This window comes from Paucilactobacillus suebicus DSM 5007 = KCTC 3549, from assembly GCF_001434475.1.
Lineage (GTDB): Bacteria > Bacillota > Bacilli > Lactobacillales > Lactobacillaceae > Paucilactobacillus > Paucilactobacillus suebicus.
Genome location: NZ_AZGF01000011.1, coordinates 24,572 through 49,297, shown reverse-complemented (window position 1 = coordinate 49,297; position 24,726 = coordinate 24,572). Strand labels below are relative to the sequence as shown.

Annotated in this window: 25 protein-coding genes; 2 read left to right on the top strand and 23 right to left on the bottom strand. The window is 38.8% G+C overall.

Annotated elements, in window-relative coordinates; translation table 11 throughout:
• Positions 1–10: 10 nt before the first annotated feature.
• From era to hisS, 10 genes are all read right to left on the bottom strand, one after another.
• Entirely contained in the window at positions 11–916 is a 906-nt protein-coding gene (gene era, locus FD16_RS06155; RefSeq protein WP_010622228.1) for a GTPase Era, read from the bottom strand.
• Between the two features lie 15 nt (positions 917–931).
• Positions 932–1,312 (bottom strand): diacylglycerol kinase family protein, encoded by a 381-nt coding sequence (locus FD16_RS06150; RefSeq protein WP_010622229.1) that lies wholly within the window; start codon positions 1,310–1,312, stop codon positions 932–934.
• Positions 1,296–1,775, bottom strand: coding sequence for an rRNA maturation RNase YbeY (ybeY, locus tag FD16_RS06145; RefSeq protein WP_010622230.1), 480 nt, complete (start codon positions 1,773–1,775; stop codon positions 1,296–1,298). Before ybeY ends, FD16_RS06150 begins: the two co-directional genes overlap by 17 nt.
• Before the next feature lie 8 nt (positions 1,776–1,783).
• Entirely contained in the window at positions 1,784–2,764 is a 981-nt protein-coding gene (locus FD16_RS06140) for a PhoH family protein (RefSeq protein ID WP_010622231.1), read from the bottom strand.
• A gap of 83 nt (positions 2,765–2,847) precedes the next feature.
• Entirely contained in the window at positions 2,848–3,291 is a 444-nt protein-coding gene (locus FD16_RS06135; protein ID WP_010622232.1) for a GatB/YqeY domain-containing protein, read from the bottom strand.
• A 91-nt stretch (positions 3,292–3,382) separates the two neighbouring features.
• Positions 3,383–3,568 carry a 30S ribosomal protein S21 gene (gene rpsU / locus FD16_RS06130; protein ID WP_010622233.1) on the bottom strand — a complete coding sequence of 62 codons (186 nt, stop codon included), beginning with the start codon at positions 3,566–3,568 and terminating at the stop codon, positions 3,383–3,385.
• Positions 3,569–3,748: 180 nt separating this feature from the next.
• On the bottom strand, positions 3,749–4,636 hold the full coding sequence (locus tag FD16_RS06125; RefSeq protein WP_010622234.1) for a deoxyribonuclease IV: 888 nt from the start codon (positions 4,634–4,636) through the stop codon (positions 3,749–3,751).
• Between the two features lie 15 nt (positions 4,637–4,651).
• A complete protein-coding gene (locus FD16_RS06120) occupies positions 4,652–5,527 on the bottom strand; it encodes a YitT family protein (protein ID WP_010622235.1) in 876 nt (291 codons plus the stop codon).
• 136 nt (positions 5,528–5,663) lie between these two features.
• Complete coding sequence (aspS, locus tag FD16_RS06115) at positions 5,664–7,439, bottom strand: aspartate--tRNA ligase (RefSeq protein ID WP_010622236.1); 1,776 nt, start codon at positions 7,437–7,439, stop codon at positions 5,664–5,666.
• A 2-nt stretch (positions 7,440–7,441) separates the two neighbouring features.
• Positions 7,442–8,734: a histidine--tRNA ligase gene (gene hisS, locus FD16_RS06110; protein ID WP_010622237.1), complete on the bottom strand. Its 1,293-nt coding sequence runs from the start codon at positions 8,732–8,734 to the stop codon at positions 7,442–7,444.
• A gap of 428 nt (positions 8,735–9,162) precedes the next feature.
• Here hisS and FD16_RS06105 point away from each other — a divergent pair, with 428 nt between their 5' ends.
• Positions 9,163–10,020, top strand: coding sequence for an N-acetylmuramoyl-L-alanine amidase family protein (locus FD16_RS06105; RefSeq protein ID WP_010622238.1), 858 nt, complete (start codon positions 9,163–9,165; stop codon positions 10,018–10,020).
• Positions 10,021–10,041: 21 nt separating this feature from the next.
• Positions 10,042–10,890 (top strand): fructosamine kinase family protein, encoded by an 849-nt coding sequence (locus FD16_RS06100; protein ID WP_010622239.1) that lies wholly within the window; start codon positions 10,042–10,044, stop codon positions 10,888–10,890.
• Positions 10,891–11,115: 225 nt separating this feature from the next.
• Here FD16_RS06100 and FD16_RS06095 read toward each other — a convergent pair whose 3' ends face one another.
• The 13 genes from FD16_RS06095 to hrcA form a co-directional block, all read right to left on the bottom strand.
• Positions 11,116–11,742, bottom strand: coding sequence for an HAD-IA family hydrolase (locus tag FD16_RS06095; protein ID WP_010622240.1), 627 nt, complete (start codon positions 11,740–11,742; stop codon positions 11,116–11,118).
• Between the two features lie 13 nt (positions 11,743–11,755).
• Positions 11,756–12,193: a D-aminoacyl-tRNA deacylase gene (gene dtd / locus FD16_RS06090; protein ID WP_010622241.1), complete on the bottom strand. Its 438-nt coding sequence runs from the start codon at positions 12,191–12,193 to the stop codon at positions 11,756–11,758.
• 22 nt (positions 12,194–12,215) lie between these two features.
• Positions 12,216–14,459 (bottom strand): RelA/SpoT family protein, encoded by a 2,244-nt coding sequence (locus FD16_RS06085; RefSeq protein WP_056938539.1) that lies wholly within the window; start codon positions 14,457–14,459, stop codon positions 12,216–12,218.
• Positions 14,460–14,539: 80 nt separating this feature from the next.
• On the bottom strand, positions 14,540–14,878 hold the full coding sequence (locus FD16_RS06080; protein ID WP_010622243.1) for a hypothetical protein: 339 nt from the start codon (positions 14,876–14,878) through the stop codon (positions 14,540–14,542).
• Between the two features lies 1 nt (position 14,879).
• Positions 14,880–15,629 carry a 16S rRNA (uracil(1498)-N(3))-methyltransferase gene (locus FD16_RS06075; RefSeq protein ID WP_010622244.1) on the bottom strand — a complete coding sequence of 250 codons (750 nt, stop codon included), beginning with the start codon at positions 15,627–15,629 and terminating at the stop codon, positions 14,880–14,882.
• Positions 15,630–15,637: 8 nt separating this feature from the next.
• A complete protein-coding gene (prmA, locus tag FD16_RS06070) occupies positions 15,638–16,597 on the bottom strand; it encodes a 50S ribosomal protein L11 methyltransferase (RefSeq protein WP_010622245.1) in 960 nt (319 codons plus the stop codon).
• Between the two features lie 112 nt (positions 16,598–16,709).
• On the bottom strand, positions 16,710–17,078 hold the full coding sequence (locus FD16_RS06065; RefSeq protein ID WP_235778165.1) for a hypothetical protein: 369 nt from the start codon (positions 17,076–17,078) through the stop codon (positions 16,710–16,712).
• Positions 17,079–17,455: 377 nt separating this feature from the next.
• Positions 17,456–17,629 (bottom strand): hypothetical protein, encoded by a 174-nt coding sequence (locus FD16_RS12755; protein ID WP_155804356.1) that lies wholly within the window; start codon positions 17,627–17,629, stop codon positions 17,456–17,458.
• A gap of 214 nt (positions 17,630–17,843) precedes the next feature.
• The gene (lepA, locus tag FD16_RS06060; RefSeq protein WP_010622247.1) at positions 17,844–19,682 is read right to left on the bottom strand and encodes a translation elongation factor 4; all 1,839 of its coding nucleotides are present in this window, start codon (positions 19,680–19,682) and stop codon (positions 17,844–17,846) included.
• Between the two features lie 130 nt (positions 19,683–19,812).
• A complete protein-coding gene (gene dnaJ / locus FD16_RS06055; RefSeq protein ID WP_010622248.1) occupies positions 19,813–20,952 on the bottom strand; it encodes a molecular chaperone DnaJ in 1,140 nt (379 codons plus the stop codon).
• A gap of 148 nt (positions 20,953–21,100) precedes the next feature.
• Positions 21,101–22,972, bottom strand: a complete 1,872-nt coding sequence (dnaK, locus tag FD16_RS06050) for a molecular chaperone DnaK (RefSeq protein ID WP_010622249.1) — start codon at positions 22,970–22,972, stop codon at positions 21,101–21,103.
• A 29-nt stretch (positions 22,973–23,001) separates the two neighbouring features.
• Complete coding sequence (gene grpE, locus FD16_RS06045) at positions 23,002–23,598, bottom strand: nucleotide exchange factor GrpE (RefSeq protein ID WP_010622250.1); 597 nt, start codon at positions 23,596–23,598, stop codon at positions 23,002–23,004.
• 12 nt (positions 23,599–23,610) lie between these two features.
• Positions 23,611–24,654: a heat-inducible transcriptional repressor HrcA gene (hrcA, locus tag FD16_RS06040; RefSeq protein WP_010622251.1), complete on the bottom strand. Its 1,044-nt coding sequence runs from the start codon at positions 24,652–24,654 to the stop codon at positions 23,611–23,613.
• Positions 24,655–24,726 lie beyond the last annotated feature (72 nt).

The following is a 24,726-nucleotide window of genomic DNA, read 5'->3' as shown; positions in this document are numbered from 1 at the left end:
AACCGTTAATCTAATAATCATTTTTGCGATAACCATATGATTTAAGCATCGATCCCTTATCACGCCAACCTTCAACAACTTTAACCCACAATTTCAGGTAAACTTTGTCGCCCATTAGCCGTTCAATATCTTCACGAGCCATTGTGCCAATTTTTTTCAGCATACTGCCACCTTTGCCAATAATAATTCCTTTTTGACCAGGTCTTTCAACAATAATTGTTGCTGAAATATCAATTGTTCGATCATCTCGTCGTTTAATTTGTTCAACATCAATTGCTACTGAATGTGGCACTTCTTGACGCGTTAGTTGGAAAACCTTTTCCCGAATCATCTCACCAACCACGAATCGTTCTGGATGGTCACTGACCTGATCAGCAGGATAATATTGAGGACCATTAGGTAAATGATTAACCAATTCCTCAATTAGTTGATCAACATTGTTACCATTCAACGCAGAAATTGGTACGATCTTTTGGTAATCAAGAGACTGCTCGTACTGAGCCTTAATATCAAGTAATCGTTCCGGCTTAACTTGATCAATTTTATTAATAACCAAGTAAATCGGTTGATGAACTTTTTTAAGACGTTCAATAATAAAATTGTCCCCTGCACCTTTGTTTTCAGTTGCGTTCACAACAAATAAAATTGCATCAACTTCGTCAAGCGCAGACAATGCCGAACGTTCCATAAAATCCCCTAATTTTGTTTGGGGTTTGTGGATTCCAGGTGTATCAATGAAAACAATTTGGGCATCATTTGAAGTGTAGATTCCTTGAATTTTATTTCTAGTAGTCTGTGCAACATTACTCATGATCGCCACTTTTTGACCAATCACCTGATTTAACAACGTTGATTTACCAACGTTTGGTCGGCCAATTAACGCAACGAAACCTGATTTATAATTTGGATTATCCATAAAATACCACTCATTCTAAAAAAATTTGGGAAGAAAAATAATAGCTGCTACCACAACGGCAAATAAAGCAGCCAGTAACACACTACCGGCTGCAACATCCTTAACGCGCTTTGCTAACGGATCATAATGGTGCTGTACAATTAAATCTACTAACGATTCAGCAATAGTGTTTGCAAACTCACTAGCAATCACAAAAAAGATTGCTAGTGCAATCATCAGCCACTCCAGCTCACTAATTCTAAAGTACCAACCAAATCCGATCGCAAAAAGCGCTGCGACGAGATGATAACGCATATTACGTTCATTGCGCACAACTGTCCAAACACCGGCCATTGCGTGCTTCATCGCTTGAATTAAATGAGTATTTTTAACTGTTTGTTTATCTTTTAAGCCCATAATCGTCCAAAATCTTTCTTTGGAGAGTGAACATTTCCTTCTCATCTTCCGGATTTTGATGATCATATCCATTTAGGTGAAGAAATCCATGCACGACCAGAAAACCCAACTCGCGATCGTTAGAATGCCCTAGAAATTTAGCCTGTTCTGCAACTTTATCAATTGAAACAAAGATATCACCGATATTTTCAGGAATTTCATCAGCCATTTCTTCATCCATGACAATTGGAAAATCATCGTCCGCATCTTCAATCGCAAAACTAATAACATCCGTTGCACGATCTACGTCTCTGTATTCCTTATTCAATTCCTGAATTTTATCATTGTTAACAAAAGTGACTGACATTTCTGTATCATCGCGTAACTTTAAGTATTCACCCGCGTACTGCAGAACCTTTTCAACCAAATCGAGTTGCTTTTCATCCACATGTTGTGTTGTTTGATCATAAATTTCTAAATCCATTATTTTTCCTATCGTTTCGTAGTTTCTTCTTTTTCGTATGCATTAATAATGCTTGCAACCACCGGATGACGGACAACATCATCAGCACTGAAGGTAACAAAATCAATGTTTTTAATATGCTGTAAAATTTTTTGGGCATTTACTAACCCACTACGTGTTCCATGAGGTAAATCAATTTGTGAAATGTCACCATTGACCACCATTTTCGAGCCAAAGCCCAAACGTGTGAGAAACATCTTCATTTGGGCATTAGTCGTATTTTGAGCCTCATCCAAAATAACAAAGGCACTATCCAATGTCCGACCACGCATGTACGCGAGCGGAGCAACTTCGATCACACCACGATCCATCAAACGTTGGGTGTGTTCTGCACCAATAATTTGATACAAAGCATCATAGATCGGCCGTAGATATGGATCGACTTTCTCTTTTAAATCACCCGGCAAAAATCCCAAACTTTCACCAGCTTCAACGGCAGGACGAGTTAAAATAATTTTGTCAACATCCCCACGTTTAAGCGATGCAACTGCCATTGAAACCGCCAAAAATGTCTTGCCAGTTCCGGCCGGCCCAATTCCAAACGTCAAGTCATTTTCTGAAATTGCCTTAACATACTGACGCTGACCAAAATTTTTGACACGAATAGATCTACCCTGGCGGTCTTTAATAATTACTTCTTTGTACAGATCGGTAAAATAGTCAAGTGTTCCGCGATCAGCCATTTTCATAGCACTAACAATGTCGGTGCTATTTAGGCGAATACCATTTTTGATTAATTCAGCCAATTTCATCAAAATATCAACGGTTTGATCAACCTGTAGACTATCACCTTTTATTTTTAAGTCTTCACCGAATGGACTAATAGACACGCCCATTCCCTCTTCCAGAAGCTTAACAAATTGGTCTTGAGTTCCTAAAAGGCCTACCTCAACTTCGGGATTACTTACTCGAAATGTTTTTTCAATTGAACCTGTCGTATTCTCGTCCAACTAAGAATCTCCTTTACCACAAAATAAATACAGCTAGATTTTACCATACGCCTTTGCGATACACCAATATAGCGGTTTGAAAGCTACTTCAGTAAATCTTTGACAGTTTGGTTAACCAGCTTACCATCAGCTTGACCCTTTAATTTAGGCATTACAGCACCCATTACTTTACCAAAGTCGGCCATGCTTTCAGCACCTAAATCTTTTACCGTATCAGTAACAATTTGTTTGACATCATCATCAGATAATTGCGCCGGCATGTATTTTTCAACAACTTTAATTTCTGCTTTTGTCTGTGTTGCTAAATCGTCACGGTCACCCTTTTCAAATTCAGCAACAGAGTCCTTACGTTGTTTTAATTCTCGTGACAATACAGCGATTTCTTCATCTTCGGTTAAGTCATGGCCGAGGTTAATTTGTTCATTCATTACAGCAGATTTAAGCATGCGGACAACACTTAATGTTGGCTTATCTTTAGCTTTCATTGCAGTTTTCATATCTTGATTTAAATTATCTAATAAACTCATTGATATAATCCCCCAGTATATTATTAAATTAAAAATAAATGCCCCTGCTCGAATGAATAGTCATCCGATTCAGGAGCATCAACGTTAAATATTAAAAACGTTTCTTGTTTTTACGTTTCCGAGCAGCTTCTGATTTCAACTTACGTTTAACACTTGGCTTCTCGTAAAATTCACGCTTACGGTATTCTTGTAAGGTCCCGTTTTTTGAAACTGTACGTTTAAAGCGTCGAAGAGCGTCATCAAGAGATTCATTCTTGCGAACGACTGTTTTTGCCATATGAATTCCCTCCCTCCGAGCTAAAGATTACACGGTAAACTATCTTCAATTAAGACATAGTAATACTGCTGAGAACTATTATACATAATTCCATTTTTATCGTCAATACAGCAACGTTATAATTTTCACATCATTTGCACGTGTTCTTGCATTATACACAAAAATAAAACGATTTAACAGTTAATTTTTCAATTTATTTGTAAAATCAGGGTCAAATTTACCAGCTTCAATCATTGAAATTTCTGCTCCATAGGGTGCAACTTTATGTTTTTCGTCAATTTGGACATATGGAGTTTCTAATATCTTAGGTACATTCAGTAATTGTGGATGATGTGCAACATAATTTAATGTCTTAAAACTGATTGTTCCCATTCCGATATTTGCATGACGATCCTTATGACTACCTTGTTCATTTTTTGAATCATTCAAGTGAATAACCTTCAATCGGTCAAGACCAATGATATGATCAAAATCATTTAACACCCCGTCAAAGTCATCCCTAATCGGGTAGCCTGCATCACTAGTATGACAAGTATCAAAAGTTACTGACACCTTTTCATTATACCTAATGCCGTCAATCATTTCCGCTAATTGTTCAAAAGAAGTACCAACTTCGCTTCCCTTACCGGCCATTGTTTCAATTGCAATTTGCGGTATTTGATCTGGTGTAATCACTTCATTCAGGCCCTTGATAATCTGTTTAATTGCTGCATCGGGACCAGCACCCACATGGGCACCTGGATGAAGTGTGATTTGAGATGCGCCAAGGGCCTGTGCACGCACGATTTCTTGACGTAAAAATTCGACGCCAAATTCAAAGTTCTGTGGCTTAATTGTGTTACCCAAATTAACAATGTATGGTGCGTGAACAACGATCTGTGTTAATCCATGTTCCTTGATGAACGCGGTACCTTCATCAATTTTCATTTCACTTAAGTCTTTGCGACGGGTATTTTGTGGTGCTCCCGTATAAATCATAAATGTTGAAGCTCCATAGCTTACGGCCTCCTTAGCAGATCCCAGTAACATGTTTGGTGCCTTCATACTGACGTGTGATCCAATTAACATACACAGATCCTCCAATCAAAGTTTTGGTTCGTAAAAATGGCCCATAATTTGCATTGATTCCGTAATTGACACAAACGCGTGTGGATCTGATTCCTCCATCGCTGCTCTGAGTTCATACATTTCATACTGAGAAATAACAGTAAATAAAATCGCCTTAGAATCATGATGATAAGCACCTTCTGCACCGTGAACAATCGTAATACCACGTCGAATATGATTTTGAATACTATCTGTAACTGATTTGGGACGATCCGTCACAATCATAACTTGTAATAATTGTTGGCGCGTATAAACCATGTCCATTACTCTAGCATTAACAACCAAGCCAATTGCCGAATAAAGAGCATACGGCCAGCCAAACACAAAACCTGCAGCCAAAATAATCAAAACGTTAAAACTAATATTAATGCGGCCCATCTTTGCGCCCGTCTTCTTGCGCAAAACAATGCCAATAATGTCCAACCCGCCAGTTGATATTCCATATCTCAATGACAACCCAGTTCCAAACCCGTTAATCGCCCCACCAAAAATGGCACAAATTAGTGGATCGTGTGTCAAAGTTACTGGTTGAATCAAATGCATCATAATACTGGCCAAAGTAACCGAAATAAACGTAAAAATAGTAAAACGATGACCAATTTTAAACCACGCTAAGACAAATAGAGGCATGTTCAAAACAAACAACATTACGCCAGTCGTAACCTCAAATGGTGCATACCGCATCGTTAAGGTATTAACGAGTTGAGCCAATCCTGTTACACCTGAAGAATAAATATGCCCTGGTGTCCAGAAAAAATTAACCGCTATTGAAACTAAAATTGCATATATAAATGCAGTTCCCGCACGACCAACATACTGATGCCGTTCAATTAACTTTTGTATATCTTCCATGTCAGCCCTTCCTTGAATGACTCCGCTCATATAGACCGATTATAACAAATCCTAATATATTTGGCTTATATTATCCAATTATCTTCGGTCAAAAAAGTAACCCACCTTCATCCAATGAAAATGGGTTACAGATTATTTATTTTTCATCGTTGTGATTTACAAACAAGCCCAATTCAAGAAGTTGCTTATCAGCAACCGTTGATGGTGCTTCTGTCATTGGTTCTGTTGCCTTAGAGTTCTTTGGAAAGGCAATGACATCACGAATGTTATCACGATGTGATAGTAACATTGCAAAACGATCCAAACCTATTGCTAAGCCACCGTGTGGTGGGAATCCCATGTCCAAAGCATTCATCAAGAAACCAAAGGCCTTTTCAGCACGTTCTGGTGTAAAGTTCAATGCTTTAAGCATCTTTTCTTGAATTTCACGAGTATGAATACGAATTGAACCACCACCAAGCTCGTAACCATTCAAAACAATGTCATAACTTTGAGCATGTGCTTTATGAGGATCTTCACCATCATTAAGATAGTGCAAATCTTCTTCGTTTGGCATCGTAAATGGATGATGAGCGGCAGTCCAACGCTTGATTCCTTCATCGTATTCGAACAATGGCCAGTTAACAACCCAGATAAATGCAAACTCTGATTCATCAATCATGCCCATTTCGTGAGCGATCGATTTACGAAGATATCCTAGTGTATCGGAAACAACTTTAAAGTTGTCGGCAGCAAACAGAATTAAATCGCCCGCCTTAGCTCCAACCGCTTCACTAATTTCGTCCTGCTTAACCTTGAGGAATTTGCCAACGGGACCTGTGAATCCATCTTCCGTAACTTTGATCCAAGCCATTCCCTTGGCACCAAATCGTTCAATATATTCAGTTTTAGCATCAAGATCTTTACGTGAATATTTAGCTGCTCCACCAGGAACACAGATTGCCTTAACAAACCCGCCATTTTTCAAAGCATTTTGGAAGACTTTAAAATCAATATCACTAACAACGTCAGAAATATCTTGTAGTTCCATACCGAAGCGAATATCAGGCTTGTCTGATCCAAAGCGGTCCATGGCTTCTTGCCACTCAATTCGCTGAATTGGTGTCTTAATATCAACGCCAACAGCATCATGCATCACTTTTTTCAACAATCCTTCAGTGATTTCTTGAATTTCTTCAGCTGACAAGAAACTAGTTTCCATATCAATTTGAGTAAATTCAGGCTGACGATCGCCACGAAGATCTTCATCACGGAAGCAACGAGCAATTTGATAGTAACGATCAAAGCCGGCACCCATCAACAATTGTTTAAAAATTTGAGGTGATTGAGGTAAAGCGTAAAAATGCCCTGGATAAACACGAGATGGAACCAAATAATCACGAGCACCTTCAGGAGTTGAAGCCGTTAAATCAGGGGTTTCAATGTCATAAAAATCATTATCATCAAAGAACTCATGAGTCGCATGTGTAATCTTGTTGCGAATCTTTAATGCTTTTTGCATTTCAGGACGACGTAAATCAAGATAACGGTACTTAAGCTTTAATTCTTCGGAAACATCAACACCGTCTTCAATGTAGAATGGAGGATTCTTAGCAGCTGCTAGTAAGTTAGCTTCATGAATTTCAACTTCCACTTTACCAGTTTTCATTTTGGGGTTAATTTCACTATCAGAACGTAACTTAACCGTACCTCGAGCTTCAATAACGTATTCGTTACGAAGACCATCCGCAACTTTCCAAGCATCAACATCGAATTCTTGACTAAAAACTAATTGCAATATTCCTTCGCGATCGCGGAGGTCAATAAAAATTAAGCCACCTAAATCCCGACGTTTTTGTACCCAACCCTTTAATACAACTTCTTGATTAGCAAGGTTTTCATCAACTAATCCAGCATAATTTGTGCGCTTCATTTTTATTCTCCCGTATATTTATCATAAATTTTTGAAAAATCTTTGTACAAGTCATCCAATGGTAGTGAAACCTCTTCACCACTGGCCATTGATTTAAAATGTGCAGTTTTTGATTCAAGTTCAGCCTGACCAATTGTAATCACAAATGATGCAGCTTCCTTATTGGCCGACTTAAATTGTGCTTTAGGCTTACGGTTCATGTAGTCTCTGTTAGCTGAAAAGCCTGCTTCTCGAATTGCTTCAACAAGTTTCAAAGTCTCAGCATTGGTTTCATCACCAATTCCAACCACGTAAACGTCAAGTTTATTTTTTTCTGGAATAGCAACCTTTTCAGATTCCAGCAAAAGCATTAAACGTTCCAATCCAATTGCAAAACCAATACCAGTATCATCTGGACCGCCTAATTCCTTCACTAAACCGCTGTAACGACCACCACCACAAATCGTGGTGTAGCCATGGCCAAGAACCTTTGAATTAACCATTACTTCAAAAATTGTATGATTATAGTAATCCAGCCCGCGAACCATTGTTGGATCTATTACGTAATCAATTCCAAGAGCGTCCATAAATTGTTTGACTTGTTCAAAATGATTACGAGCATCATCCGTCAAGTAATCCAAAATTGACGGCGCATCCGCAACAAATTTTTGGTCTTCTGGTTCTTTACTATCTAAAACACGCAATGGATTTTTCTCAAGTCTTTCTTGAGAATCCTTGCTTAATTCATCAAAATGAGGCTTTAAATAATCAACCAAGGCCTGATGATAATCGTCACGACTCTTTTTATCACCTAATGTGTTAACAGCAACTCTCAGTCCAGATACACCTAGTTGTTTGAAGAATGCTAAAGCCATCGAAATAACTTCAACATCTAATGCAGGACTGTCACTGCCAAAGGCCTCCACGCCAATCTGATGAAATTGCCGTTGGCGCCCAGATTGAGGACGTTCATATCTAAACATCGGCCCAATATAAAATGCCTTATATGGTTTGGCATATTCAGGACCATACAGTTTGTTTTCTACGTAAGCCCGTACCACACCGGCAGTTCCCTCTGGACGTAGTGCAATGTGGCGATCACCCTTATCATGAAAATCATACATTTCCTTCGTCACCACATCTGATGTATCTCCAGAAGAGCGCGAGAAAATTTCAAAGCTTTCAAATAACGGCGTTCTAATTTCATGATACTGATAATCTTCGAACAATAGACGCGCCGTTTCTTCAACATAGTGCCATTTATCTGAATCACCCGGTAAAACATCGGCGGTCCCTTTTGGACGTTGATAGTGCATATATTATCCTCCTTTTAATTTCTGCACTAAGCAGTTAAAATATTATTTACTTCTGATTTAAATATGTTGATTAATTCCTATGCAGTGCTAAAAATATAAAAAGCACCCTTGTATTTACAAGGGTGCTTTTGCACGGTACCACCTTAGTGTGACTCATTACTCTTTGATAACGTCGAATCATCGACGGGAAAATTCCATCCTCAAAAGTGTCAACTAAGACTCAATTTCGCAAAACTCTCAGCATCGTTTCGCTCTCTGCTTGAAATATCTACCTAGCATTCTTTATCATCGGTTTAATCTATTTAAATTACACAAACAAAACTACTCGAATTTATGATTAAAGTCAAGGTATATTCTAAAAGCCTTGCTTTTAATCCACAAAATTCTTAAAATTGGCAAATAAGAATACATTCTAAGGAGTTTGAATAATGCCTCATTTCCGACCAACCCGCATGCAAATTTTAATAGTGAGCATTTTTATTATTTTAACGTTAGGACTAACATTTGCGCTAACTCGTCAAAAGACAGTTGTTGTTAGCGTCCAGAATGTTAATGTTCGTCAGGGACCAGGGTTAAAATATAAATCTGTTGAAACACTTAATTCAAAAACAAGATTAAGCGTTCTGGCCGAAAAAAATGATTGGTATAAAGTCAGAATAAACGATCATAAATTTGGCTGGATTGCCAGCTGGTTAGTCAACCGTAGGGACAACTTAAAAAGAGCTACCAAGCTTTCTGAAGCTACAATTGTAATTGATCCAGGCCATGGTGGCTGGGACTCAGGTGCTGAGTACAAAGATAATAGTAAAAATCCAAAATACATGGAAAAAACATATACACTGGAGGTTGCAAAGCTAGTTGCCGCTGACTTGAGGACACAGGGTGCTCATGTCATTATGACAAGAGATTCAAATAAGTATGTTGGGCTTAAGGCTAGACCAAAGCTTGCCGAAAAAGTGCATGCAGATGCATTCATTAGTTTCCATTTTGATTCATCGCCACAACGTAATGAAGCTTCTGGACTAACGACCTACTATTACCACAAAGGGGCCTCAAAAAAGCTTGCCAAAACACTCAACAAACAGTTTAATAGCTTGCCAATGACTAACCGCGGAATTGATTTTGGTAATTTCTTAGTTATTAGAGACAATACCCGTCCTGCCATTCTATGTGAAATGGGATATATCAACGATACTCACGATTACAAAAAAATTAAGAGTACTGCATATCAAATAAAGGTCGCTCGTTTAGTGACGAAAGGATTAAGTGAATACTTTAGTTCATAGTAAATGAAAGGAAGCTTATTTATGCGCAGTAATTTAAATAGTGATTGGTTATCAAAGCTACCGCTTGATAATATCAGTTCTGCTCGGCCAGTCAGCGGTGGAGATATCAATTTGGCATATCAGATTAAATCATCAGATAGCCGGTATTTTTTAAAGGTTCAGCCGAATCACCCATCTGATTACTTTGACCACGAACGAGCTGGTTTAACCGCCCTCGGGGATGTTGTCAACGCACCTCAACCAATCTCACAAGGAGAAATTAATGGAGACGCGTACCTTCTTTTAAATTGGATTGATACTGGTCAAGGCAGTCAACACGATTTAGGAAAGATGGTAGCAATCCTTCATCAGCACCATAATCAACAATTTGGCTTCGATTTTAACCATCAATCTGGCAACTTGACCAAGAATAATCAGTGGCAAAATAGCTGGGTTACATTCTACACAGAACAGCGACTGGACATGCTTGCCTCAGCATCGGCAGATAATCACGTTTGGAATTCATGGCGTCAAACACATTTCGACCAAATGCGGCAGCAATTTATCAATTACTATAATAACCATCCTGTTGAACCAAGCTTGCTGCATGGTGATCTGTGGTCAGGAAACTATATGTTTTCTGGCGACGGTCAGCCAGTCTTAATTGATCCAGACGCTTTTTATGGTGATCGTGAATTAGATTTAGCAATGACTACCATTTTTGGCGGTTTTTCCCAAGAATTTTATCAATCGTATGAAGAACAATACCCAATACCAAGTGGTTTAGAAGATCGATTACCTTGGTATCAATTCTATTATTTATGCATGCATCTTAACTTATTTGGTGAATCATATGGTGATAGCGTTGACAGAATTCTGTCAAACTATTGATTAAAAATTTTTCTCTCGAATGCACAAGACCCCTAAGACTAAAATGAATTTAGTCTTAGGGGTCTTGTGCTCAGTCGTTTACCGGATGCTTAGATCTGATAAATTGAGACCTCAAATTAATAATTTGGTCTGATTATCGATAATAACGCCTTTTGTATCAATTTTTTATCCATAAAACAACTTTAAATATCTTTAGTTTACATAATTTAGTTTATAGAAAGTAGTTTATTTTTTGATTAATGCTTGAATTTCGGCCATATTTTCGATTTGATATTCTGGATTAGAATTTACGTCAATTATATGATCTGGATCAAACAAAATACCCGCAATGTTAGCATTGTGTCCGGCATCAACATCTAAATTACGGTCTCCCACCATAACTGCATCATTTCGATTAACACGATTTTTCTCTATCAAATAATTTAAAGACGTCGGATCTGGTTTCCTTGGAAATGGTTGATCAGCCGTTACAAAATCGGTAAATAAATCAATTATATTATCATTGTTCATGAAATATAATGAACGACCGTTTCGATGTGTCAGTAGAAAATTATTACCATTTGACTGCTTTATCAATTTTAAAATATCTTTCACGCCATGGAATAATTCTGGTTTTTGTAACTTCTTTTCAAGGGGATAGTAGACCTCCTCAAGATCATGCCTATTAAGCCCATTTTCAGCACCAAATGTGTCAAATGCATCTCCAAGACTACCCTGTCTCATAATTTTGTATACTCTGTTTTTATCTACAGACACACCAAAATGGTCGAGTGTCTCACTGAAAGACTCGACCATTTTAGGATAGGTGTTGTAGAGAGTACCATCTAAATCCCAAAAAAAGGATGAAAACATATAACGTACCTCACTATTTTTCGTAAATAATTGTTGTTGGACCATCATTTTCCAATTCAATTTGCATTTCAGCACCAAAATGACCAGTTTCAACATGGACACCAGCGCTACGCAGTTTTTCATTAAACTGATTATATAAAGGCTCCGCTATTTCTGGCTTAGCCGCCAATGAAAAGCCCGGACGATTACCATGTTTTGTATCAGCATAGAGAGTGAACTGTGAAACGGATAGTATTGCCCCATCCACATCACCGAGACCCAAGTTCATCTTACCATCGCCATCTTCGAATATTCTCACATTAATAATCTTGTGAACCAAATAATCAACTTGCTCTTGCGTATCTTCAGGTGCAAAACCAACCAGCAGCATAAACCCTTGATTAATTTTACCTACCACTTCATGATTAATAGTTACTTGAGCATGATTAACCTTTTGTAACACAACCCGCATACGTAATCCCCATTTCCAAACATTAGTGAATAGTTCTTTTCACTACATAAACGTCTGGAATTTTCTTTAAATTATCCATAATTCGTTCCAAATGTTCACGATTTCTAATTCCAATTGATGCATTAATCGTGACAACCTTGTCATGGTCAACTTTGCCATTAACTGAGCTCAAGAATCGAGTGCTATTATTAATCGATTTAAGGACATCATTCAATAATCCATTCCTATTATATCCCTGTACTTCCAGATCAGCATTGTAATTATTACGATCGCCATCAGGATTGGCCCACGCGACCTTGATAATCCGTTCACCGTGTTCTTCCGCAGCCTTAATGTTGGGACAATCCGATCTGTGAACCGAAACACCGCGTCCCTTGGTAATGTATCCGAGAATCTCATCCCCAGGAATTGGGCTACAGCAGTGGCTAAGCCGAACAAGAAGGTTGTCGACACCTTCAATAATGACACCACCTTGAGAAGATGATGAATGCTGCTTTTTTTCGTGGTGTGTTTCTTCATCCTTCGCAAGGGTCTTATGCTCTTCTAAAAGTTCGCGTTCAGTCTGTCTCTGCTTATCGTCTTCAATCTGTTGGCGAACGTCCTTCGACATCCGATTTGCAACTCCAGCCGGCTGTAAATCTCCGAAACCAATAGCAGCAAACATATCGTCCCTACTACTATAATGAAGCTTTGCAGCAACTTCTGATTCTTTCTCAGGTGTCATAATTAAATGAGCATTGAACCCACTATCACGCAGCTTCTTTTCAACCATTTCGTGACCGACAACAATGTTTTCTTTACGGTCTGCGAGACGGAAGAACTGTTTGATCTTGTTGCGAGCACGTCTAGTTGAAACCAAATTAAGCCAATCACGACTAGGACCTGCAGACGAACTGGACGTCAAAATATCAACAATATCACCGTTTTTGATTTCATAATCCAGTGGAACAATCTTGCCATTTACTTTTGCTCCAGTTGTCTTATTGCCAACCTCTGTATGGATGGTATATGCCATATCAAGAGGCCCAGCACCTTTTGGCAATTCTAAAACATCACCCTTTGGTGTAAATGCGTAGACTCGATCCGCAAAAATATCACCTTGAACACCCTGCATAAACTCGTCAGCATCACTGCTTTCACTTTGCAGTTCTAGAATTTCTTTAAACAAATTCAGTTTATTACCTGAGTCAGACTGCTTAACACCATTTGTTCGGCCTTCCTTGTAGGCCCAGTGAGCAGCAACCCCTAATTCAGCAACTTCATGCATTTCGTGGGTTCTAATTTGAACTTCCAACGGACGACCTTCAGGGCCAACTACAGTTGTATGCAACGATTGGTAGCCGTTGACTTTCGGCATTGCAATATAGTCCTTAAAGCGCCCAGGCATCGGTGTCCAACTTGTGTGGATGGCACCTAATACTGCATAACAGTCCTTGATAGATTCAACAACAACCCTAATTGCAAGCAAGTCATATATCTGACTGAACTGCTTATGCTTCGTAACCATTTTACGGTAAATGGAATAAATATGCTTAGGTCTGCCATATATCTCAGTACCATTACCAAGATCCAAATCCTTGATTGCATCCTTAATATCATCAATTGCCCGATTAATGTATTCAATTCGTTGATCACGTCGTGAATTCATTAAGTGCACAATTCGGTAATACTGTTGAGGATTTAAGTATCTTAATGATAAATCTTCAAGTTCCCACTTAATTGTGCTGATACCAAGTCGATCGGCAATGGGAGCATATATTTCAAGTGTCTCATTAGCAATTCGTCGTTGCTTATCAGGACGTAAATGCTGTAACGTACGCATATTATGAAGACGATCCGCTAATTTAACAATCATGACGCGAATGTCTTTTGACATCGCTAATAGAAGCTTACGGTGGTTTTCCGCCATTTGCTCCTTATTTGACTTGTATTTAATTTTACTGAGTTTAGTATCACCATCAACTATCATGGCAACTTCGGGACCGAATAGCTCCCTAACATCTTCAAGTACGACACCGGTATCTTCGACAATATCATGCAAATAGCCGGCAACAACAGTCTCCGGATCCATATGGAGTTTAGCCAAAATGCCAGCCACCTGAACCGGGTGAATAATATATGGTTCGCCTGATCGACGACGCTGATCATTATGAGCGGTATCGGCAAAGTGATATGCACTTTCCACCAGCTTAACGTGTTCAGCGTTCATGTAAGACGCACAGATGTTTTTCACATCTTCATGAGTTAGATTTTTTTCTTTAGGCATTGTTTACCAACTTACTTTCCATTAATTTTGCCAAATTTATACTCGGTAATTATACATGCAATTAGAGTTAAATAGCAATATTACAGCTTTTGCTTTGACATTGAATAACTCAAATAGGCAATGCCAAGATAGACAAGCGTGAAATAAAATGTGTAGTGCGGTAAGTATATGTACGCACCAATGATATAACAAATTGGAAACAAAAATAGTTCCCACCAATTTAAATCTTTTTTGGCAATTCTAATACCAGTGTAAATCGAATAGCCTCCATTAACTATGATCATCAATAAGACGACCGATGTAACACGATGAACAAATGGTAAGTATGCACCTATCGCAGTTAGCACAATTCCAACTAGTACAGACCAGCCAAATAGTTTCTTATCAAATCTCTTCCAACTTCTTTGTAAGTAAGCCATGTTAATAGTTCTCCAATTCAAAATAATATGAAATTGCTGCAAGAAGATACAACGGTGCAGTTTCCGTTCTTAATATCCGGGGACCAAGTCCAGCAGTGACCACTTGCTGTTTTTTCAACAAGTCGATCTCCTCTTCGCTTAATCCACCTTCGGGACCAATAATCGCTAACAAAGTATCTCCATTAGATAAGTCGTGAAAAACTTGCGATAGCGCAGAATGTTCTCCATGTTTAGCAGACTCTTCCCACGCAACGATTTTTTTACTAACGTCAATTCTTGCAACATCAACTAATGAGTCACAGTAATCTATTTTAGGAATAACATTTCTGTGTGATTGTTCTGCAGCACCACTAGCAATTTTTCTCAATTTATCTAACTTTTTATCGCGTTTTTCCGACTTCCATCGTGAAACTGACCACTGAGCGTCAAAAAATATAATTTTGCTAACCCCTAGTTCAGTTGCCTTCTGTGTAATCAAAGAAGCTTTTTCTCCCTTGGGCACACCACATGCAATTATTACGTTCACCGGTAGTTCGCTTTGTGTTTTTAAAGGCTCCACCATTTTGACGAACGTTTTACTGCCATCTATTGAAAAAATTTCACCAATAAATACATGTTGGTCATTAGTAACGAATTCGGCTCGTGTGCCAACTTGAGCGCGCATGACCTTCACCAAATGATGAGCCACGTTATCTGGTAACAACACATTGTCACTTATATTAGCAGGTTGATTAATAAAATACCGTTGCACATTATCACCTATTCATCTGGCAATGGTTTATATGCAATAATGCCATACCAGTCCTTAATCTTCAATGTCTCATTTATTACAAATCCGTGCTTTTTAATTTCTTGAGCAACTTGATCGAATTTATCAGCAATGATACCGGAACAAAGAAAATAACCACCCTGTTTAAGATTATCAAATGCCTGAGGAACAAGTGGAATAATAATTTCAGCTAAAATATTGGCGACGACAATATCCACTTGTTTATGAATGCCCTTGAGCAAATCATTAGCAGCAATGTTGATAGGCTCAACACTCGGATTTAATTTAACGTTTGATAAGGCGGAACGAACTGCAACATCGTCAACATCGTATGCATCAACATTATTGGCGCCCAGTAATTTAGCTGCAATACTTAAAACGCCAGATCCGGTGCCAACATCAATCATCGACTCACCACCACGAATTACCATTTCTAATGCCTGCAGCATCAATTTAGTCGTTGGGTGAGTGCCGGTACCAAATGCCATACCAGGATCTAATGATATTATTTGTTCGTCATCATCAGATGGTTTATATTCTTCCCACTGTGGAACAATCGTTAAATGACGTGTTACACGGACCGGATGGTAATATTTTTTCCAAGCGGTAGCCCAATTTTCATCGGACACAGCGTTAGCAATCACTTCGCCACTGCCGGGGTTTAGGCCAAAATTGGATAATGCCGCAACCTTTTGTCTGATCGTTGGAATAATTTCTGGCACAAATACGCTCTGAGGATAGTATGCAGTTACATTAGCGCCAGAAGTAATATGTGGGATATCATTGGGATCGATAATTTCACCATGTTCACCATATTTACCGGGTGTTAAGCTTTCAAAATCCTTTGCATCCTCAATTTTAACCCCACTAGCTCCTAAATCGTTAAGAATGAAACTCACTGCTTCAACAGATTCACTTTCAGTTTTGACCGTTACTTCAGTCCATTGCAACGTCATAGCCTCCTCAAAATTTATCAACTACTTAAGAAAAACGAATAAATCAATTCTAGCATACTGCTTATAAAAAGACGTGATAAAATTTTTGTTTTATCACGTCCTTAAACTATTCATGCTGTTTTTCTTGAACAACTTTTTCAGCAGCCGCCTTTTCACGCTCTGCCTTAGCCTCTGCAGCCTGCTCAAGATCTTTATAGTTTGCTGGCTCATCAGCATACTTAAGAATATTAGACTCAAGATGTTTTTCTAGGTACTTAACCAGATCAGCTTCGGTCTTAAATGTTCTTGGATGATGTTGACGATGCAGTCGAAGATCGATCTCATTAATTTTCAATCGACCAGTCCAAGTATGGGAGTAACGAATGATTACCCGATTATTGAGTTCATTTTTGCCAAACGTGAAAACATAAACATGTTGTGTAATCATCATTGGCCTAATGTATTCTTTCTTATACCTTAAATTGTTTTTGCGCATGAACTGCTTTGTCTTATTTAGCACGGTAATCACCTCCAACTGTTTTAACTTTTAAGTTAACATCATACTGTAAATCAAACAGTATGTAAACCCTTTTTATTCAAATAAAATTAATTCTACGGATGAAATTAATTCACTAGGATGTAATCATTCGTCCTCTTCTTTAACCTATCAATAGTACCATTTTACCATATTTCACTGTTTTTTTTACTCCAGACGACTTAATTTTAGCTCAAGTTTTAGTAACCTAATTAATAAAAGTTTAATAATTTATTCACATAGTTATAAACAGCCTCATTGACTATGATTTACTTGTATATCCTTTTAAAACCAAAAAAATCCAGTGTCGTCAGACACTGAACCTCTTATAACTAATTTTATTGCACTTCGCTCTTCCGTTTAGCTTCACTGTGTATCAAATGCTGCTTTGCGCGGTGTGCTGGGGCATGATTATGAATATTTTTAGTTCTAGTTTCACCTGAATCTGTTGTATTGTTTCTATTCTCTGCTCGGCGTTGACTACCACTCATCTTCTTTGTCGGTTTCTTCATAGTAATCCCTCCTAATATCAAAAGACAACAATATTTCTTATAATTATCATAACTCAAAACGCAATATTTTAGCAACTAATATCTATTTTAATGGAACTTAACATACTTTACATCGTAGGTCTGTAACAAAATGATGGTTATAATTTATGTTGATAATTTAATAAAAAATGGACTAGCTTATTTATTAGCTAGTCCATTAAACGTTGATATAATGCTATTTCTTATGTGATTCTTCTTCGCCGGTTTGTAAAACTGCCATGAATGCTTCCTGTGGAACATCCACGACACCGACAGATTTCATTCTCTTCTTACCACGTTTTTGCTTATCAAGCAGCTTAGCACGGCGGTCGGGATCACCAGTATGAATTCTTGCGGTAACATCCTTGCGATAAGCACGAATATTCGTTCTAGCAATAATCTTAGCCCCAATTGCAGCTTGAATTGGAATTTCAAAGTTTTGTCGTGGAATAATCTCTTTTAATTTAGCCGTGATTTCTCGACCACGTTGAGCAGCAAAATCACGGTGAGAAATAAAGCTTAGTGCGTCAACTTTATCTCCATTGAGCAAGATATCAATCTTAACTAAATCACTCGGCCGATAATCCTCTAGTTCATAATCCAATGACGCATAACCGCGAGTACTGCTCTTCAATTTGTCAAAGAAATCGTAAATAATTTCAGACAAAGGAATATGATAAATGACATTCACCCGAATATCGTCAAGATATTCCATCGTTTCAAAAATACCTCTTTTTTTCTGGCATAGCTCCATCACGGCACCAACATAGTCATTGGGTACCATGATTTGCGCATTAACATACGGCTCATTAATTGCCTTAATATTCGAAGCATCCGGCATTTCAGCAGGGTTTTCAACCTCTTGTTTAGTACCATCAGATAAATCTACATTGTAGGTAACCGATGGAGCGGTTGTAATCAAATCAAGGTTAAATTCTCTTTCGAGTCGTTCCTGCACAACATCCATATGAAGCAATCCAAGAAAGCCACAACGAAAACCAAATCCTAATGCTTGTGATGACTCAGGATCAAAGGTTAATGCGGCGTCATTTAATTGCAGTTTTTCTAGAGCCTCTCGTAAATCATTAAACTTAGCATTATCGGTAGGATACAACCCAGAATAAACCATTGGCGTCATTTTTCTATAGCCTGACATTGCTTCTGCAGTTGGATTACTTGCATCAGTGACAGTATCACCAACACGAGTATCCTGAATATCTTTGATACTAGCGGTAATATATCCAACATCCCCAACCATCAGCACATCAGTTGCCAGTGGTTTTGGTGAATTCACGCCTACCTCAGTAACTTCATATTCAGTACCACTATTCATCAATCTGATTCGGTCTCCAGCTTTAACCGTTCCCTCGAATACTCGAACACTCAAAACAACCCCACGATAATCGTCATAAACTGAATCAAAAATTAGAGCTTTTAACGGTGCAGTTAAATCCCCTGTTGGAGCTGGAACATTATGCACGATTTGTTCCAAAATTTCTTCAATCCCAATGCCAGCCTTTGCACTGGCTAGAACAGCTTCGGAAGCATCAATGCCAATTTCATCCTCAATTTGCTGGCGCACTTTTTCCGGCTCAGCAGATGGCAAATCAATTTTGTTAATTACAGGTAGCACTTCAAGGTCGTTATCCAAAGCTAAATAAACATTGGCTAACGTCTGTGCCTCAACACCTTGTGCTGCATCAACAACCAATACGGCGCCTTCACAGGCTGCTAACGATCTCGATACCTCATAAGAAAAGTCCACGTGCCCAGGAGTATCAATTAAATGAAAAATATATGTTTCTCCATCTTTTGCATGGTATTTCAGAGCTACCGCATTTAATTTGATAGTAATTCCGCGTTCTCGTTCAAGATCCATCGTATCCAAAAGTTGATCTTGCATTTCTCTTTTTGAGACAGTATCAGTTAACTCCAAAATACGATCCGCCAGCGTCGATTTTCCGTGGTCAATGTGTGCAACAATCGAGAAGTTGCGAATGTGTTTTTGTCGTTCTTTCATTTCATCTAAATTCATTGTCGTACTCGCTTTCTCCGTGTTCATTACTCCAGTATAACAAGGCTAAGCAGACAACTCAATTAACTTAAGCCGATCATTCAAAAAAAGAGTGAAACGGATTATAAGCCGTTCACACTCTTATTAAGCATTATTCGTCAAAAGCATCTTTGAGCTTATCAAAAACATTTTTCTTAACACCGGTAACTTTTTCACCACTTGCTGCAGCGAAAGCGGCCAACGCTTCTTTTTGACGTTTATTCATACCTTTTGGCGTTTCAACATGAACAGTAACGTGTTCATCGCCATTACCTTTGCCGTTTAGCTTGGGTGCACCTTTGCCACGCAGACGGAAATTGGTTTCAGTTTGCGTTCCTGCCGGTACCTTCAATTTAACGTTACCATGCACCGTCTTAACCTGAATCTCATCACCAAGCGCTGCTTGAGAAAATGAAATTGGTTGATCAAAATAAATATCCGCTCCATCACGCCGAAATTCTCGACTTGGCGTCACGTGGAAAATGATATATAGATCCCCGTAAGGACCACCATTATCGCCGGCTTCACCTTGATTTTGAAGACGCATCTGTTGACCATCATCAACTCCGGCAGGCACATTAACTTTTAGCTCGTGATTCTGAGAAACATGCCCAGTACCACCACAAGTTGTGCACTTGTCTTTAATTTCTTTACCTGTACCACCACAAACATCACAGGTAGTTTGACTTCTCATCCGGCCAAGCGGTGTATTTTGAATCACATCAATGACACCACGACCACCACACTTAGAACATGTGACTGGTGAAGTACCAGGCTTAGCACCAGATCCATGACAAGTATCGCACTGTGCATCACGCTGATACTTAATTGATGTTGTTTTGCCAAAAATGGCTTCTTCGAACTTCAACGTCATTGTGTACTGTAAATCGCGTCCTGGGGTCGGTGCCGACGGATCACGACGTCTGCCTCCACCGCCACCAAAGAACTGACTAAAGATGTCATCAAATCCACCGCCACCGAAACCACTAAAGTCTTGGCCGCCACCACCAAAGCCACCAAAGCCTTGGCCTTGAGGACCAGCTGATCCATACTGATCATACTGTTGTCTCTTTTGGTCGTCACCAAGAGTTTCGTAAGCCTCATTAACGTCCTTAAACTTTTGCTCAGCACCCGGTTCCTTGTTTAAATCCGGATGATACTTTTTGGAGAGCTTTCGATATGCTTTTTTAATTTCGTCCTGTGACGCATCCTTAGAAACGCCAAGAACATCATAATAATCTTTTTCTGCCATTATGGTCCCCCAAAACAATTAATGCATTATTTATACCACAAGTATACACGCGAAGTAAAAGCCAAAGACCTTTTTTTGCTCTTTGGCTTTTACTAAGTATGATCTAAATAATACTGACTATTAGCAAAAGCTGGTTAATTAACCAACTTTATTTTTTGTCATCCGGGTCAACTTCTTCAAAATCGCCGTCAACTGTCTTTCCGTCATCACCTGACTTACCGTCGCCTTTGTCATCGCCCTTTTGGTCGTCGGCATTGCCACTAGCATCGCCTTGAGCTTGTTGGGCTTGTTGATAAAGTTTAACTGATAAATCTTGAACAATTTCGTTAAGTCCATCTTTTTTGGTCTTCATTTCCTCAACGTTGTTGTCATCCTTGGCCTTCTTCAATGCATCACGCGCATCTTCAGCCTTCTTAACCTCTTCATCGGAAACCTTACCTTTAAGATCCTTTAAAGTTTTATCAACTTGGAACAATAGTTGGTCAACTTCGTTATTCAGGTCAACTTCTTCGCGCTTCTTCTTGTCGGCCTCTTCGTTTTCCTCGGCTTCCTTCTTCATACGATCAATTTCATCATCAGTTAATCCTGAATTACTCTTGATAGTAATCTTTTGTTCCTTGTTGGTACCCATATCTTTAGCAGATACATTAACAATACCGTTCTTGTCGATATCAAATGTAACTTGGATTTGTGGAACGCCACGAGGTGCAGCAGGAATGTCAGTCAATTGGAAGTTACCCAACGTCTTGTTATCGGCAGCCATTGGACGTTCACCTTGTAAAACATGAATGTCAACGGCAGGTTGATTATCTGCAGCTGTTGAGAATACTTGACTCTTAGATGTTGGAATCGTGGTATTACGATCAATTAACTTAGTGAACACGCCACCCATTGTTTCAATACCAAGTGACAATGGAGTAACATCAAGTAAAACAACATCCTTAACATCTCCGGTTAACACACCGCCTTGAACCGCAGCACCTAAAGCAACGGCTTCGTCGGGGTTAATTGAATGGTTTGGTTCCTTGCCTGTCAAATCGCGAACCATATCCTGAACAGCAGGAATCCGAGTTGAACCACCATTTAAAATAACTTCATCAATATCACTAAATGATAAATCAGCATCCTTCAAAGCGTTCAAAACTGGTTGTTTAGTCTTTTCAACTAAGTCAACAGTTAATTGATTAAATTGAACTCGAGTCAATGTCTTTTCCAAATGCAGTGGTCCTGATGCACCAGCAGAAATAAATGGTAGGCTGATCTGTGCTTCACTAACGCCAGACAAATCCTTCTTGGCCTTTTCAGCAGCATCCTTCAAACGTTGTAAAGCCATCTTATCTTGAGTTAAATCGATACCATTTTCTTGTTTGAATCCATCAGCTAGCCAATCAATGATCTTTTGATCAAAATCATCACCACCAAGGTGTGTATCACCATTAGTTGAAAGAACTTGGAAAACGCCATCGCCCAATTCAAGGATAGAAACATCAAAAGTACCACCACCAAGGTCATACACAAGAATCTTTTCATCTTTGTCTTGTTTGTCTAACCCATATGCCAATGAGGATGCTGTTGGTTCATTGATGATCCGCTTAACATCTAAGCCAGCAATCTTACCAGCATCTTTGGTTGCTTGACGTTGTGCATCATTAAAGTATGCAGGAACAGTAATAACTGCCTGACTAACTTCGTCACCTAAATAGTCTTCAGCATACTTCTTCAAGTATTGAAGAATCATTGCTGAAATTTCTTGAGGAGTATACTTCTTGCCTTCAACTTCAACAGTGTAGTTTGCATCACCCATATGGCTTTTGATCGAAACAATTGTGTTAGGGTTGGTGATTGCTTGACGTTTTGCAACTTCCCCAACCTGAGTCTCACCATCCTTGAATGAAACAACTGATGGTGTTGTTCGACTTCCTTCTGGGTTAGTAATGATCTTAGGTGCATTACCTTCCATAACAGCAACTGCTGAGTTAGTAGTACCTAAATCAATTCCAATAATTTTATTACTTGCCATGTTTAATATACCTCTTCTTTTAATTTAGTTTACTGAGCCACAACGACCATCGCTGGACGTAAAACACGGTCCTTAAGCTGATACCCAGCCTGTAACACCTGCACAACCGTATCAGCTTTCTGATCTTCCTTAGCAGGAACGCTCTGCACTGCCTGATGAATCGCCGGATCAAATTTTTGATCTAAAGATTTAATCTCAGTGACACCATTTTTCGTCAATGCCTCTTCAAGATGGTCATGAACCATCTGAATACCCTTTTTAAGTTGCTGTCCACTTTCGTCATCAACTTCAATATCCAGTGCTCGTTTCAGGTTATCCATTACAGGTAAGATATCTTTAGCGAGCGACTGACCATCATACTTAAGAAGTTGTGACTGTTCCTTCTTAAACCGATTAGTCATATTTTGAATTTCAGCTTCAGCACGAAGATACTTGTCCTCAAAATCACTGCTCTTAGCAACTAATTCTTCAATTTGTTTTTGTTCTTTAGTTTTATTATCTTCTTTTTTAACACCTTGTTTTGCCTGTTGCTGCTCATTTTCAGTTTCATCAGCAGTGGGCGTCTCAGTGTTCTTAACTTCGTCTTCTACTTTTTTCTTTGAATCGCTAGACTGCTTTTCAGCCATGTAACATTCCTCCTACTGATCATAATATCGATGATAATAACCTAACAACTGTCGCGCCAACTCCTGCCTAAACGCACTGACAATTCCGATTGTTCTTGAATATGGCATTCGCGTTGGGCCCAGAACCGCAATAATTCCCTTACCATATTGGTCAACATCGTATGTTGCAGTGATAAGGCTGAAATCATCGAGTAGTTTATTTGATATTTCACTACCAATCTGCACGTGAATATTATCATCTTGAGGATCCAAGAAATGTGATAAGTTCTCGTTCTTATCAAGCAATCCATACAGTTCTTGCAGGTCATTCGGATCATGATTATGCGAAAATCCAAGTAGATTCATTTTACCACCAACAAAAAATCGTTCAGAAGCCGCATGCGATAAAATACTGTCAAATATATTTAGAACGCCATCAGGACTGTGAATGTACCTGACAATCTGCATTGGTATGTCACGTTGCAGCCGTTGAAGAACCTCTTCAAGAGTTAAACCCGCTAACTGATCATTAATTAATCTAATAACCGATTCAAGCTCATCGGTGTTAATGTTTTTAGGAATAACAAAAGTCTGATTCTCAACATCGCCTGAATCCGTGACTAAGATTGCCATCACTTGATGATTTCCCAGCGGAACTAATCTAAACCCACTGAGTCTCACTTGTTTTTGCTCTGGCTTTAGCGTAAAAGTAGTGTACGAGGTCAAATCAGACAAAATATCCGCTGATCTTGACACAATTTCATCAATTTTATTTAAGTTGGTACCAAACGAGTTTTGAATAATTGACATATCACTGCTGTCAATCATCATCTTTTCATCTAGTAAATTATCAACATAGTATCGATAACCCTTGGTAGACGGAACACGTCCAGAAGAAGAGTGCTCTTTAACCAGTAACCCTTGTTCCTCTAATTCCGCCATCTCATTTCTAATTGTGGCTGAACTCACTTTAATTGGTAAGTGTTGCGCCAGTATTTTCGAACCGACCGGTTGACCAGTTACAGTGTATTGGCGTACAATCGCTTGCAGGATCGCATCTTGACGTTGTGTTAACATTATTATCACTTCCTTTTTAGCACTCGAACGTGTTAAGTGCTAAACACAATGTATAATATACCAACCCGTTGT